Source organism: Pseudomonas onubensis, assembly GCF_965653655.1.
In the GTDB taxonomy this organism is placed as follows: Bacteria; Pseudomonadota; Gammaproteobacteria; order Pseudomonadales; family Pseudomonadaceae; genus Aquipseudomonas.
In genome coordinates, this window is record NZ_CBFHAZ010000052.1 from 1 (window position 1) to 14,840 (window position 14,840).

The 14,840-nt window shown below is 60.5% G+C and carries 13 protein-coding genes; 8 read left to right on the forward strand and 5 right to left on the reverse strand.

All coding sequences use genetic code 11. The features are described 5' to 3' along the window. Positions 1-94: 94 nt before the first annotated feature. Positions 95-949 (reverse strand): sulfurtransferase, encoded by an 855-nt coding sequence (locus tag ACTD9P_RS17430; RefSeq protein WP_438868668.1) that lies wholly within the window; start codon positions 947-949, stop codon positions 95-97. 33 nt (positions 950-982) lie between these two features. Then, positions 983-1,654 (reverse strand): TetR/AcrR family transcriptional regulator, encoded by a 672-nt coding sequence (locus tag ACTD9P_RS17435; RefSeq protein ID WP_025859550.1) that lies wholly within the window; start codon positions 1,652-1,654, stop codon positions 983-985. A gap of 146 nt (positions 1,655-1,800) precedes the next feature. On the opposite strand from ACTD9P_RS17435, the gene ACTD9P_RS17440 reads away from it, so the two are divergent. The 5 genes from ACTD9P_RS17440 (at position 1,801) to ACTD9P_RS17460 (ending at position 6,619) form a co-directional block, all read left to right on the forward strand. Then, positions 1,801-3,228 carry a coniferyl aldehyde dehydrogenase gene (locus ACTD9P_RS17440; protein WP_438868669.1) on the forward strand — a complete coding sequence of 476 codons (1,428 nt, stop codon included), beginning with the start codon at positions 1,801-1,803 and terminating at the stop codon, positions 3,226-3,228. A gap of 28 nt (positions 3,229-3,256) precedes the next feature. Further along, complete coding sequence (locus tag ACTD9P_RS17445) at positions 3,257-3,802, forward strand: twin-arginine translocation pathway signal protein (protein ID WP_438868671.1); 546 nt, start codon at positions 3,257-3,259, stop codon at positions 3,800-3,802. A gap of 160 nt (positions 3,803-3,962) precedes the next feature. After that, positions 3,963-5,558, forward strand: coding sequence for a GMC family oxidoreductase (locus tag ACTD9P_RS17450; RefSeq protein WP_285684218.1), 1,596 nt, complete (start codon positions 3,963-3,965; stop codon positions 5,556-5,558). Positions 5,559-5,661: 103 nt separating this feature from the next. Then, a complete protein-coding gene (gene coaD, locus ACTD9P_RS17455; RefSeq protein ID WP_438868672.1) occupies positions 5,662-6,141 on the forward strand; it encodes a pantetheine-phosphate adenylyltransferase in 480 nt (159 codons plus the stop codon). A gap of 226 nt (positions 6,142-6,367) precedes the next feature. Then, complete coding sequence (locus tag ACTD9P_RS17460; RefSeq protein WP_029300613.1) at positions 6,368-6,619, forward strand: YfhL family 4Fe-4S dicluster ferredoxin; 252 nt, start codon at positions 6,368-6,370, stop codon at positions 6,617-6,619. 45 nt (positions 6,620-6,664) lie between these two features. Here the strand turns inward: ACTD9P_RS17460 and mutM are convergent, their stop codons facing one another. Next, positions 6,665-7,477, reverse strand: coding sequence for a bifunctional DNA-formamidopyrimidine glycosylase/DNA-(apurinic or apyrimidinic site) lyase (gene mutM, locus ACTD9P_RS17465; RefSeq protein WP_438868673.1), 813 nt, complete (start codon positions 7,475-7,477; stop codon positions 6,665-6,667). A 21-nt stretch (positions 7,478-7,498) separates the two neighbouring features. Continuing rightward, positions 7,499-8,311: an HDOD domain-containing protein gene (locus ACTD9P_RS17470; protein ID WP_438868695.1), complete on the reverse strand. Its 813-nt coding sequence runs from the start codon at positions 8,309-8,311 to the stop codon at positions 7,499-7,501. A gap of 277 nt (positions 8,312-8,588) precedes the next feature. Between ACTD9P_RS17470 and ACTD9P_RS17475 the strand changes: the two genes are divergently transcribed. From ACTD9P_RS17475 to ilvD, 3 genes are all read left to right on the forward strand, one after another. Continuing rightward, complete coding sequence (locus ACTD9P_RS17475) at positions 8,589-9,785, forward strand: class I SAM-dependent rRNA methyltransferase (RefSeq protein WP_003213799.1); 1,197 nt, start codon at positions 8,589-8,591, stop codon at positions 9,783-9,785. 248 nt (positions 9,786-10,033) lie between these two features. Then, complete coding sequence (locus ACTD9P_RS17480; RefSeq protein ID WP_438868674.1) at positions 10,034-11,194, forward strand: MFS transporter; 1,161 nt, start codon at positions 10,034-10,036, stop codon at positions 11,192-11,194. A gap of 228 nt (positions 11,195-11,422) precedes the next feature. Continuing rightward, a complete protein-coding gene (ilvD, locus tag ACTD9P_RS17485; protein ID WP_438868675.1) occupies positions 11,423-13,264 on the forward strand; it encodes a dihydroxy-acid dehydratase in 1,842 nt (613 codons plus the stop codon). A 363-nt stretch (positions 13,265-13,627) separates the two neighbouring features. Here the strand turns inward: ilvD and ACTD9P_RS17490 are convergent, their stop codons facing one another. After that, complete coding sequence (locus ACTD9P_RS17490) at positions 13,628-14,686, reverse strand: HAD family hydrolase (protein WP_438868676.1); 1,059 nt, start codon at positions 14,684-14,686, stop codon at positions 13,628-13,630. Positions 14,687-14,840 lie beyond the last annotated feature (154 nt).

Below are 14,840 nucleotides of genomic sequence, written 5' to 3' on the forward strand. Positions count from 1 at the left end.
ATGCGGTGTATCAGTCACAAATCTATCGACTGACACTCCGCATTCGCGAGCAAGCCCGCTCCCACATTTTGATTGGGTTTGCAGGCCTGGCGGCTCAGTCGCCGGTTGCTATTTCCCGAGTGGGATCAGTAATCCACTCACTCCACGACCCCGCATACAACTTGCCCAACGGGTAACCCGCCAGACTCAAGGCAAACAGGTTGTGGCACGCCGTCACGCCCGAACCGCAATACGCCACCAGTTCATCCGGTGAGCGGCCCTGCAACTGCGCGGCGAAGCGCTGTTTAAGCTGATCGGCCGGCAGGAAGCGCCCGTCACTGCCCAGGTTTTCGTTGAACGCTGCACATTGCGCACCGGGAATGTGTCCGGCAATCGGGTCAATCGGCTCTACCTCGCCGCGAAAACGCGCCGCTGCGCGGGCGTCGATCAAGGTCAGGCCCGGCTCACCCAAGCGTTTTTGCAAATGCTCGGCGTCCAGCAGCAGACGGTTGTCCGGCGTACCGGCGAACGCTCCCGGTTCAACCACCGGCGCATCGAGGCTCAACGGGAAGCCGGCGGCGTGCCAGGCCTTGAGGCCACCGTCCAGGATAAACACAGCGTCACGCTTACCCAGCCAGGCCAGCAGCCACCACGCGCGGGCGGCATAGGCGCCGGGGCCGTCGTCGTACAGCACGATGTCGGTGTTGGCGTTGATGCCCCAGGCCCGCAGTTGCGCAACCAACGTATCCGCCGCCGGCAACGGGTGGCGACCCGTCACGCCTTTGGTCACCGGCCCACTGAGATGGCGCTCGAGGTCGGCATATTGCGCGCCTTCGATATGCCCTTCGGCATAGCTGCACAGCCCGTAGTCCGGGTCTTCGAGGGCAAAACGACAATCGAGGATCACCAGCCCTGCGGCCTTCTGGCGTTCGGCCAATTGCTGGGGGCTGATCAGTTGGGCAAGCGGCATGACGGGCTCCTGTGAACAGATTCGGGAAAGGTCCTACTTCACTTCTTCCAGTGCCTGGTTCAACGGCACGTAAAACTCTTTGAACAGCGCATCCACCGCCTCTTTCGCCTGGGGCGTGACAAACCCCGCCTCCAGCACCAGCACCTGATACACGCCGCGCTTGATCGCTTCGGCGCTCAAGTGCGCGGAGTTTTCATTGGTGGTGCACAAAAAACGCACCCAAGAGGTCAGGATGATCCAGGCATTAAGGGTCAGGGCCTCGGTTTGCACCGGGTCCATGTTGAGGATGCCGGCGTCGACAAACCCTTGGTAAATGGCGCCGCCCTGGATCAGACAGCGTTGGGAGAACCGCCGGTAGCCAGTGGCCAGTTCCGGGTCGCTTTCCAGCAGGTGTTCAAGGTCCCGATGCAGGAAGCGATAACGCCACATGCCGGCCAGCACGGCCTGCAGGTAAAAGCGCTTGTCTTCGACGGTAACGGCGCGGCCCTGGGGCGGGCGCAGAAAACTGTCCACCAACGCTTCGTACTCACGAAACAGCACGGCGATGATCGCCTGCTTGTTGGGGAAGTGGTAGTACAGGTTGCCCGGGGAAATTTCCATATGGGCGGCGATATGGTTGGTACTGACGCTGCGCTCGCCCTGCTGGTTAAAAAGCTCCAGGCTGGTTTGCACAATGCGCTCGCTGGTCTTTACTCGTGGTGCCATAGGGGATCAGCTTCTGAACACGTGATGGGGCATCTTACGGCCTATCCTTGTCAGGATAAATCCGCATGTTGCTGCAATGACATTTGACAATTTAGAGCAATGACTCTAAAAATCCAGGCAGACCTATAACAATCGGGAACTGCGCCATGTCTGCCAACGTTGCCTACCTGCAAGATTCCCAGGCGCTGGATCAGCTCCAGGACCTGTTCGACGCCCAACGTCGCGCCTACGCGGCCAACCCGATGCCGCCAGCCGCGCAGCGCCAGCAATGGCTGAAGGCTTTGCGCGACGTGCTCAGCGACGAACGCCAGGCGCTGATCAGCGCGATCAGCCAGGACTTCAGCCACCGCAGCGCAGACGAAACCCTGTTCGCCGAGTTGATGCCCAGCCTGCATGGCATTCACTACGCCAGCAAACACCTCAAAGGCTGGATGAAACCTTCCCGGCGTGCGGTAGGCATCGCCTTCCAACCGGCGTCAGCCAAAGTCATCTACCAGCCGTTGGGTGTGGTCGGGGTGATTGTCCCGTGGAACTACCCGCTGTACCTGGCCATTGGCCCATTGGTCGGCGCTTTGGCGGCGGGAAACCGGGTAATGCTCAAACTCAGCGAATCCACGCCGGCCACGGGTGAACTGCTTAAGGCGCTGCTGGCGAAAATTTTCCCTGAGGACCTGGTGTGCGTGGTGCTGGGTGAAGCCGAAGTGGGCATGGCATTTTCCAAATTACGCTTCGATCATCTGCTATTCACCGGTGCCACCAGCATCGGCAAGCACGTGATGCGCGCGGCCGCCGAGCACCTCACACCGGTCACCCTGGAACTGGGTGGCAAGTCGCCAGCCATTGTTTCCGCCGATGTGCCACTCAAGGACGCCGCCGAGCGCATTGCCTTCGGTAAATGCCTGAATGCCGGGCAAACCTGTGTGGCGCCGGATTACGTGCTGGTGCCGGAAGACCGTGTTGAAGGTTTCGTCGAGGCCTACAGCAGCGCCGTTCGTGGGTTTTATCCGACCCTGGCCGACAACCCGGACTACACCGCCATCATCAATGAGCGGCAACAGGCCCGGCTGAATGCCTACGTCAAAGACGCCACCGACAAGGGCGCCACCCTGATTGCGCTATATGACCAAGGCCAGGCACGGCGTATGGCCCACAGCCTGTTGCTGGATGTCAGCGACGAGATGACGGTGATGCAGGACGAAATCTTTGGCCCGCTGCTACCTATCGTGCCTTATCGCGGCCTCGACCAGGCGTTTGCCTACATCAACCAGCGCCCTCGCCCACTGGCCCTGTACTACTTCGGCTACAACAAGGGCGAACAGAACCGCGTGCTCCACGAAACCCATTCCGGCGGTGTTTGCCTCAACGACACGCTGCTGCATGTGGCCCAGGACGACATGCCCTTTGGCGGCATCGGCCCGTCGGGCATGGGCCATTACCACGGCCATGAAGGCTTCCTCACGTTCAGCAAGGCCAAGGGCGTGCTGGTTAAACAGCGCCTGAACGCGGCGAAGCTGATCTATCCGCCTTACGGCAAAGCCATCCAGAAGTTGATCCAGAAGCTGTTTATCCGCTGATTCCGCCACCCTCGGGATAACAATAAGAATGAACCCTAGCCTGACTGAAACACCTGCGCTGTCACGGCGCGGCGTCCTGAAAATCGGCCTGTGCGCCAGCGCGTTCCTGGCCACCGCCGGCTTGGGGGCTAGCCTCAGCGGCTGCTCCAGCAGCGCCCCGGCCAGTGGCTTTGCCATGCTGCGCAGCAGTGACTTGCCGTTCTTGCGCACAATAATCCCGGTGTTGCTTGAAGGCGCGGCCAGCGCTCAAGAGGTGGTCGCCGGCATCGAAGACACCCTGAAAAAACTCGACTACAGCCTGCAAAACCTGTCGCCGGAGATGTTCAAGCTCACCCAGCAGCTGTTCGACGTGCTGAGCATGGGCATCACTCGTGGCCCATTGACCGGCATCTGGGGCAGTTGGGAAAACGCCAGCGCGGAGCAGATCCGCAACTTCCTGCACCGCTGGGAAAACAGCTACCTCAACCTGCTGCGCATGGGCCAGGGTTCGCTGCTCAAGCTGGTGATCATGGCCTGGTACTTCCGGCCGGCGTCATGGGCGCATTGCGGCTACCCCGGCCCACCCAAGCTCTAAGCCTGACAACCCGATCAAAAATGTGGGAGCGGGCTTGCTCGCGAAAGCGGTGGGTCAGTCAATGATTTCTTAACTGATAGACCGTATTCGCGAGCAAGCCCGCTCCCACATTGACCGCAACTTCGTAGCGTTTAACGCATAAAAATAAGAGTGCACTTCTATGCCCGTACCCGATCTGTTCCGTGATGGCTTGGCCCGTGGCTGGAAAACCCACAATGGCGCAGCCCTCAGCAATGACCTGACCCTGGAAGCCGACGTGGCCATTATCGGCAGCGGCGCCGGTGGCGGCACCACCGCCGAGATCCTCAGTGCTGCGGGCTACAAAGTGCTGCTGATCGAAGAAGGCCCGCTCAAGACCAGCAGCGACTTCAAGCTGCTTGAAGACGAGGCCTACGCCAGCCTGTACCAGGAAGGCATTGGCCGCATGAGCAAGGACGGCGCGATTACTATCCTGCAGGGCCGTGCCGTCGGCGGCACCACGCTGATCAACTGGACCTCGAGCTTTCGCACACCCGATGCCACCCTCGCCCACTGGGCCAGTGAATACGCAGTCAAAGGCCACAGCAGCGCCGAAATGGCGCCATGGTTCGAAAAGATGGAACAACGCCTGGGCATCGCGCCCTGGGCCATTCCACCGAATGCCAACAATGATGTAATCCGCAAGGGCTGCGAAAAGCTCGGCTACAGCTGGCACGTGATCCCGCGCAACGTGCGCGGCTGCTTCAACCTGGGTTATTGCGGCATGGGTTGCCCGGTAAACGCCAAGCAGTCGATGCTGGTGACCACCATTCCCTCCACCCTGGAAAAGGGTGGCGAACTGCTTTACCTGGCCCGCGCCGAGCACCTGAAATACAGCGGCGACAGCATCAGCAGCCTTGAATGCGTGGCCATGGATGAACGTTGTGTGGCGCCTACCGGGCGCAAAATCACGGTCAAGGCCAAGCATTACGTGCTGGCGGGTGGCGGCATCAACAGCCCGGCGCTGCTGATGCGCTCGGACGCGCCCGACCCGCATTCGCGGCTGGGCAAGCGTACCTTCCTGCACCTGGTGAATTTCTCCGCCGGGCAGTTCGACGAGGTGATCAACCCGTTCTATGGTGCGCCGCAGTCGATCTATTCCGACCACTTCCAGTGGCAGGACGGCACCACCGGCAAAATGTCCTACAAACTGGAGGCGCCGCCGCTGCATCCAGGCCTGGCCAGCACGCTGTTCGGAGGCTATGGCACCGGGAACGCGCTGGACATGAGCCAGTTGCCCCACACCCACGCCATGCTCGCCCTGCTGCGCGACGGTTTTCACCCCGACAGCCCCGGCGGCGCGGTGGAGTTGCGTGGCGACGGCACACCGGTGCTCGACTATCAGGTCTCGGACTACGCCTGGGACGGTCTGCGCCGTGCGTTTCATACCATGGCCGAGATTCAGTTCGCGGCAGGCGCCAAGTCGGTCAAGCCGTTGCATCACGATGCACGCTACGTAAATACCCTGGCCGAAGCGCGCAGCCTGATCGACGGTTTGAGCCTGGAACTGCACCGCACCACGCTGGGCAGCGCCCATGTGATGGGCGGTTGCGCCATGGGCGAAGACCCGAAAAACGCGGTGGCCGACAGCCTCGGTCGTCATCACCAGCTGCGCAACTTGTCGATCCATGACGGCTCGCTGTTCCCCACCAGCATTGGCGCCAACCCACAATTATCGGTGTACGGGTTGACCGCGCAATTGGCGACAGCATTGGCCGAACGTCTGAAAACAGCATGAAAAAACCCGGTATTCGCGGTATCTATCTACATAAGTCGACTTGGAACACCGGGAATGCTGCGATACCATCCGGTTCCCCAACGGACTCCGCCAGGACGACGCGATGAACCGAGTGTTGTACCCAGGTACCTTCGACCCGATTACCAAAGGCCATGGCGATCTGGTCGAACGTGCGTCTCGCTTGTTCGACCATGTAATCATCGCGGTCGCGGCCAGCCCCAAGAAAAACCCGCTGTTTCCCCTGGAACAGCGCGTGGAGCTGGCGCAAGAGGTCACCAAGCACCTGCCCAACGTGGAAGTGGTGGGCTTTTCCACATTGCTCGCGCACTTCGCCAAAGAGCAGAACGCCAATGTGTTCCTGCGTGGCCTGCGCGCGGTGTCGGACTTCGAATACGAATTCCAACTGGCCAATATGAACCGCCAACTGGCGCCAGACGTGGAAAGCCTGTTCCTGACGCCATCTGAGCGTTATTCGTTCATTTCCTCGACATTGGTGCGTGAAATCGCCACTTTGGGCGGAGATATCACCAAGTTCGTGCACCCGGCCGTGGCCGATGCGCTGACCCTGCGCTTCAAGAAGTAAGGCTCTTTGTGGCGAGGGAGCTTGCTCCCGCTGGACTGCGCAGCAGTCCTAATCGCTTAAAGTACAGCGGGGTCGCTTCGCGGCCAAACGGGAGCAAGCTCCCTCGCCACAGAGGCAACGACCGACATTCGGGCTTGCCTCACGCTCGCACTGCGGGCGCCAATGCGGCACAATTGTGCGCATTAGTTTTCAGATGCCCTGGCTGACAGCCCTGGCAGGAGTTTCCATGTCCCTGATCATCACCGACGATTGCATCAACTGCGACGTCTGCGAACCCGAGTGCCCGAACGCTGCGATTTCCCAGGGCGAAGAGATCTACGTGATCGACCCCAACCTGTGCACCCAGTGCGTCGGCCACTACGACGAGCCTCAGTGCCAGCAAGTGTGCCCGGTGGATTGCATTCCGCTGGATGAGGCACGGCCGGAGACTGAAGAGCAGTTGATGGAGAAGTACCGGCTGATTACCGGTAAGGCCTGAAGCTATTTATTGCCTGCGATGGCGATATCAGCCATCACCCGGCACTCAGCTCTGGCACTTAGGGCAAAACACACTCGCCCGCTGCCCCAGCACCACATTGCGCAACTCGCTCCCGCAGACCTTGCACGCTTCGCCACCGCGGCCGTAGACGTACAGCTCCTGCTGGAAATACCCCGGTTGCCCGTCGCCGCCGATAAAGTCCCGCAACGTGGTGCCGCCGCGCTCGATGGCCGCTGCCAGGATGCGCTTGATCTCGATCGCCAGCTTCAAATAACGCCCGCGTGAGATACCGCCCGCAGCCCGGCGCGGATCTATCCCCGCCGCAAACAACGCTTCCGTCGCGTAGATATTGCCCACGCCCACCACCACCGCGTTGTCCATGATGAACGGCTTCACCGCCATCGACTTGCCACGCGACAGCTGGAACAGACGCTCGCCATCAAACAGGTCGGTCAGCGGCTCCGGCCCCAGACGCAGCAGCAGTTCGTGGTTGTGCGGGTCCTGGCTCCAGAGCATCGCGCCGAAACGCCGAGGGTCGGTATAACGCAGCGCCAGGCCAGATTCGAGTTCGATGTCCACATGCTCGTGCTTGAGTGCAGGCAAGCCGACTTCCACCAGACGCAAATTGCCCGACATACCCAAATGGCTGATCAAGGTGCCCACTTCGGCGTTGATCAACAGGTACTTGGCCCGCCGCTCCACCAACACGATGCGCTGCCCGGACAGGCGCACATCCAGGTCTTCCGGGATCGGCCAGCGCAGGCGCCGTTCACGCACCACCACACGGCTGACGCGTTGGCCTTCCAAATGCGGCGCAATCCCGCGACGGGTAGTTTCGACTTCGGGTAACTCGGGCATGCGTACCTCTTGTTTAAAGGGTCAGTGGGCGCCCAGTTCGCGAATGGACAGCTTCAGGCTTTCAAAGTCGTAGTCCGACAGGCCCACGTAATCCAGCACCAGATGGCCGATGGCATCCCACTCATGGTCCGCCGACTGGTTGCCCAACACGCGGTAGGACGAGCAGATGTGCTCGGCCATCTTGAGAATCGCCAGCAGGTTTTTAAGTTGCGGGTTGCGCGACGACTCATCGCTGAAAATCGCCAGGGCGTTGTGGTGGTTGGCGATGGCGTCGGTGACATGCTCCGGCAGGCGCCAGGATTTGGCGGTGTAATAGCCGACCACGGCATGGTTGGTGTTGAACGCGTTGTTCTCGGTGTCGACCACGCGGCAATCCGGGCCGGCATTGGCGTAAGCCTGCTCCAGCACCCCCATGTAGTTGGGAAAGCGCTTGAGCATCAGCGGCACGCCGCAGTCGTGGAACAGGCCCAAGGCATAGGCTTCGTCGACTGTTTGCGAGCCGGTGCGCTTGGCCAGGGTCAGGCAGGTCATGGCCACGTCCTGGGCGGTGTCCCAGAAGCGGTTGAGGGTGACGATGGTGTCGTCGCTCATCTCGCCCTTGATCGACTGCGCGTTGATCAGGTTGATGATCGAGCGGCTACCCAACAGGTTCACCGCGCGCTGGATCGAGGCAATCTTGTTGCTCAGGCCGTAATACGGCGAGTTGACGATCTTCAGCAGCGCGCCGGACAAGCCTGGGTCCTGGGAGATCAGCCTCGCGATCACTTCCAGGTCCGGGTCGGGCATGTACTGCTCCATCTGCAAATCCACCATGATTTGCGGTTGAGGCGGCACACTGATGCCTTGCAGGGCCTGTTGGATCTGCTCGGCGGAAAGCTCTGGGGACATAAATACACACTCTGGACTAGGCGCGAATTCTAACCTTTATGAAGACCCGGCCGACACCCAAAAACCGAACTGGAACGGGGTCAAATGTGGGAGCTGGCTTGCCTGCGATAGCATCACCGCCGTACGTCAGATACACCGCGCCGTCCGCATCGCAGGCAAGCCAGCTCCCACAGAACAGCCGCACAACAGGGTATACTCCCGCTCTTTTTTCCGGAGCGACGTCATGTCCCTGCCAAGCCTGCGTCTCAAAGCCAACGCCGATCGTCGTTTGCGCAACGGCCACCTGTGGGTCTACAGCAACGAAATCGACGTGGCCGCCACCCCACTTCACGGCTTCCAGGCAGGCGACCAGGCTATCCTGGAAGCGGCCGGCGGCAAGACCCTGGGCATCGTGGCCATGAGCCCGAACAACCTGATCTGCGCCCGTCTGCTGTCGCGCGACATCAAGTTGCCATTGGATAAATCGCTGCTGGTGCACCGCATCAACGTCGCCCTGTCCCTGCGTGACCGCCTGTTCGACAAGCCGTTCTACCGCCTGGTCTACGGTGATTCGGACCTGTTGCCGGGCCTGGTGGTCGACCGTTTCGGCGACATCCTGGTGGTGCAGATCGCCTCGGCAACCATGGAAGCCCATAAAGAAGACGTGATCGCCGCCCTGACCCAAGTGCTCAAGCCGAGCGGCATCCTGTTCAAGAATGACTCCGCCGCGCGCGACGCCGAAGGCCTCAACCGCTACGTCGAAACCGTGTTCGGCCTGGTGCCGGAGTGGGTTGCGCTGGAAGAAAACGGCGTGAAGTTCGAAGCCCCGGTGATCCAGGGCCAGAAGACCGGCTGGTTCTACGACCACCGCATGAACCGCGCCCGCCTGGCCCCGTACGCCAAAGGCAAACGTGTACTCGACCTGTACAGCTACATCGGCGGCTGGGGCGTGCAAGCTGCAGCGTTCGGCGCCAGTGAAGTGTTCTGCGTCGACGCCTCGGCCTTCGCCCTCGACGGCGTAGAGCGCAACGCCGCGCTGAACGGTGTCGCCGAGAAGATGACCTGCATCGAAGGCGACGTGTTCGAAGCCCTCAAAGAGCTGAAAGCCAGCGAAGAACGCTTCGACGTGATCGTCGCCGACCCTCCGGCCTTCATCAAACGCAAAAAAGACATGAAAAACGGCGAAGGCGCCTACCGCCGCCTCAACGAGCAAGCCATGCGCCTGCTCAGCAAGGACGGCATCCTGGTCAGCGCTTCGTGCTCCATGCACCTGCCGGAAGACGACCTGCAAAACATCCTGCTGACCAGCGCCCGTCACCTGGACCGCAATATCCAGATGCTCGAACGCGGCGGCCAGGGCCCGGATCACCCGGTGCACCCGGCGATTGCCGAGACGCGTTATATCAAGAGCATTACGTGCCGGTTGTTGCCCAATAGCTGATTGAACGCGGGCTAAATGTGGGAGCGGGCTTGCTCGCGAAAGCGGCATGTCAGTCGATGAATGAGTTGACTGACACTACGTATTCGCGAGCAAGCCCGCTCCCACATTTTGGTTTGTAGTGTGTCAGGTAAACTTTCCTATCGCCGCAAACCACAACAATTCGGGAACCGTCCTTCAACGGTTTTGATTGAATTCCACATTTCGCAGACTAGTATCGGTTTCTGGAATTACTCCGGAAAACAAAAACAATGTCTGGGCTCTACCTCTCCCGCTTCATTCTCATCACCTGCATTTCCCTGATCAGCTTTTTCCCGATCAATATCCTGCTTCCTTCGTTCCCCGCCCTGTCTGTGCAATTCGACACGCCTAGCGCCGAAATCGCCCTGTCCATCAGCCTGTTCACGCTGGTGTTCTCGATCTCGCAGTTGGTCGCCGGCCCGCTGTCGGATAAATACGGACGCAAGGAAGTCCTGCTCGGTTGCATCACGCTGTCGATCCTCGGCGCGATCGGTTGCGCTTTCGCATCGGACTACCTGACCTTCCTGCTGTTTCGCTGCGTACAGGCCATGGGCTGCGGCTTTTTCGTGTTGGGCCATGCACTGGTCGAAGACCTGTTCGAAGAGCAGGACCGCGCCCACGTACGCCTGTATTACATGACCCTCAGTGGTTCGTTTGTGGCGCTCTCGCCACTGATCGGCTCCTGGCTGCAAACCACCTTCGACTGGCAAGGCAGCTTCTACGGCTTTGCGCTGATGGCAACGGGCATGTTGATCCATGCGCTCTGCATCCTGCCGTCCAAGGCCGCCAGCCCGCACCGCGCGCCGGTATCAATCATCGGTACGCTCAAAGCCGTCGCCGGCAACCGCGACTTCCTGCGCTACTGGTGGATTGCCGCGCTGGTGTTCGCCTGCTATTTCGCCTTGATCAGCGTGACGCCGCTGATTTTCATGGATGCGTTGAAACTGTCCGAATACCAATACGCACTGGTGTTGATGGTGTACGGCGTGGCCTACCTGCTCGGTGGCGTCGCGGCATCGTACTTGCAGAAGCGCATCTCGCTGTCCCGGCAAATCAATATCGGGCTGGGATTGCTGCTGGTGGCCGGCATTTTGTTAACGCTGATTATCAGCGTTGAGGCCATCACCCCCCTGACTCTGCTGATCCCGATGCTGATCAGCGCCCTGGCCGTCACTCTTGTGCGGCCTGCCGCGATTTCGGCGGCGATGCTGCTGTTTTCCAGCAGCGCGGGCACGGCAGCGTCGGCGGGCAACAGCATCATGTTCCTGACCGCGGCCATCAGCAGCGCCGCCCTCGCGCAGACCGGCAACCATTTGCTGATGACCATCGCCGTAAGCTTCATCGTTTTCAGCCTGTGGGGCTGGGTGGCGAATGCACGTGTGGGTCGCTAGCAAGCGCCCTCGCCACAGACGGGCATTCCCTCCCGCCACCAGCGGTGTAGAATCGACGCTATTCATCGCCAGTCATCCCCCGGCGGGTTTATGAGCTCGAGGCCCAGGCACGCGGCGATCCCGCGACGCGAGTGGCAACGTTTGGACACACGGCCATTTTCTGAGTGCTCCATACGTCAATAGAAGCTCACTTCCCTTTAGTACTTGATTAGCCGCCCGGAGTGCTCCATGCCAGATTACCGCTCGAAAACATCCACCCACGGCCGCAACATGGCCGGCGCGCGCGCACTGTGGCGTGCCACGGGGATGAAAGATGACGACTTCAAGAAGCCGATCATCGCGATTGCCAACTCGTTTACCCAGTTCGTACCGGGCCACGTCCACCTCAAGGACCTGGGCCAACTGGTCGCCCGCGAGATCGAACGCGCCGGTGGCGTAGCCAAGGAATTCAACACCATCGCCGTGGATGACGGCATCGCCATGGGCCATGACGGCATGCTGTATTCGCTGCCGAGCCGCGAGATCATCGCCGACTCCGTGGAATACATGGTCAACGCCCATTGCGCCGACGCCATCGTCTGCATCTCCAATTGCGACAAGATCACCCCTGGCATGTTGATGGCAGCCCTGCGCCTGAACATCCCGGTGATCTTCGTGTCCGGCGGCCCGATGGAAGCCGGCAAGACCAAGCTCGCCTCCCACGGCCTCGACCTGGTCGACGCCATGGTCATCGCCGCCGATTCCAGCGCTTCTGACGAGAAGGTCGCGGAATACGAGCGCAGCGCCTGCCCTACCTGCGGTTCGTGCTCCGGCATGTTCACCGCCAACTCGATGAACTGCCTGGTGGAAGCCCTGGGCCTGGCCTTGCCGGGCAACGGTTCCACCCTGGCCACCCACAGCGACCGCGAACAGCTGTTCCTGCAGGCCGGCCGCACCATCGTCGAGCTGTGCAAGCGTTACTACACCGAGAACGACGAATCGGTATTGCCGCGCAATATCGCCAACTTCAAGGCGTTCGAAAACGCCATGACCCTGGACATCGCCATGGGCGGTTCCACCAACACCATCCTGCACTTGCTGGCCGCCGCCCAAGAAGCCGAGATCGACTTCGACCTGCGCGACATCGACCGTCTGTCGCGCCACGTGCCGCAACTGTGCAAAGTCGCGCCGAACATCCAGAAGTACCACATGGAAGACGTGCACCGCGCCGGCGGGATCTTCTCGATCCTCGGCTCGCTCGCCCGTGGTGGCCTGTTGCACACCGACCTGCCGACCGTGCACAGCAAATCCCTGGCCGAAGGCATCGCCAAGTGGGACATCACTCAGACTGACGACGAAGCGGTGCATCACTTCTTCAAGGCAGGCCCGGCGGGCATTCCGACGCAAACCGCGTTCAGCCAGTCGACCCGCTATGAAACCCTGGATGACGACCGTGAAAACGGCTGCATCCGCAGTGTCGAGCACGCCTACTCGCAAGAAGGCGGCCTGGCCGTGCTGTACGGCAACATTGCGCTGGATGGCTGCGTGGTGAAAACCGCCGGTGTGGATGAATCCATCCACGTCTTTGAAGGCCGCGCCAAGATCTACGAAAGCCAGGACAGCTCGGTACGCGGCATCCTCGCCGACGAAGTGAAAGAAGGCGACATCGTGATCATCCGCTACGAAGGCCCGAAAGGCGGCCCGGGTATGCAGGAGATGCTCTACCCGACGTCCTACCTGAAATCCAAAGGCCTGGGCAAAGCCTGCGCCTTGCTGACCGATGGCCGTTTCTCCGGGGGTACTTCGGGCCTGTCCATCGGCCACGCCTCGCCGGAAGCTGCTGCCGGTGGCGCGATTGGTTTGGTACAGGACGGCGACAAGGTGCTGATCGACATTCCGAACCGCTCGATCAACCTGTTGATCAGCGACGAAGAACTGGCTGCACGCCGGGTCGAGCAGGACAAGAAAGGCTGGAAGCCGGTGGAGAAGCGTCCGCGCAAAGTCACCACCGCGTTGAAAGCCTATGCCCTGCTGGCCACCAGTGCCGACAAGGGTGCTGTACGTAACAAGGCGATGCTCGACGGCCTGTAAGCCCCGCCCATAAAAATGCCCCGCCATGTGCGGGGCATTTTTTTGTCTGTCGTCGATCGTTCCCACGCTCCGCGTGGGAATGCATCTGGTGACGCTCCGCGTCACAACTTCAAGAGCGGACGCAGAGCGTCCAAGGCTGCATTCCCACGCAGAGCGTGGGAACGATCGGCAAGAAAATCCCCCAGACAGCAGAGATCTACTGTGGGAGCTGGCTTGCCTGCGATGGCGGTGGGTCAGCCGACTCATGTACGGCCTGGCACACTGCTTTCGCGAGCAAGCCCGCTCCCACACTTGACCGAGTTCCAACTTGAGCATGCGGTCGAATGTGGGAGCGGGCTTGCTCGCGAAGCAGGCGCCTCGGTATTACTGAATCTCGTCAGGTTTCACGATCACCCAGTTCTTGTTCGCCGTTACCGGCAGGCCTTCCTTGGCCTGAGCGGCCGCGTGCTTGGCCATCATGCCGTTGAGCTGGGTCATGTATTTGTCTTTGCGGTTGATCCACAGGTGAATGCCGCCCTTGGCCACGTCCACATCATGGAACAGCATGTAGCCATCGCTGGTCGGTGTGTCACCGCCGACGATCACCGGTTTTTTCCATTCGTCGATGTAGGTCAGGATTGCCGCGTGCTTGCCGGCCATCCAGGTTGCCGGGGTCCACAGGTACGGGGTGAGTTCCAGGCCGAGGTTGGCCTTCTCGTCATATTTGCCCGCAGTGATCTGCTTGCGCGCCGTGGTCAGCTCGCCGGTCTTGCGGTCCTTGAGCAAGGTGCTCACGCCAATGACATTTTCAGGTTTGACGTTGTAGCCGTACTTCGGGTCGGCGGCGACCATGCGTACCAGCTCCTCGGAGGCGGCGGTCATCACATACACTTCGATGCCGTTTTCCATCAGCTTGTTGTACAGCTCGGCCTGGCCGGTGAAGACTTTCGGCGGTTGCACCTCAGACTTTTTCATCACATCGCCTTCAAAGTAGGTGACCGGCACCGGCTTGCCGGAAGCCATCAGCTCATCTACCTGGACCTTGAGTTCCTTGAGGGTGAAGCCTGAGAAAATCTGCGCCACCCACGGATAGCAGACCATGTCGTCGACTTCGCAGAGGCGGTAGTAGTAGCTGAACAGGCTTTCCTTGTGGTCGGCGGTGTCCTTGAATGGCATCAGCTTCAGCGATGGGTCCATGCTCTCGCGGGTGATCAGGCCCTTGTTTTCCATGTAGGGCAACAAGGACTCTTCGAGGTCGTAGCGGTAACTGGTGTTGTCCATGTCGAACACCGCGAAGTTACCCTTGTTGGCATTCGCGGCAATCATCTTGTTCAGTTGCTCGGCGGCAGGCGCCGGCCAGTGTTTCAACTCGGTGGCGGCAAATGCCTGGCTGACGAGGCCGAGGCAGAAGGCGGCGGCAAGTAGTTTTGGCGCGAGCTTCATAAGCGTTTTCTCCCTGAGTGAAAGACATCGACGCTAACAAATCTGTATGACAGTTATCGCCCGAGCACGACCGCTTGCGTCGTGATAACGCCAAGGGCATGCGCCTGAGCGTCAAATGCTTATTCCAAAAACGACAGTCGCCATTCCATATTGG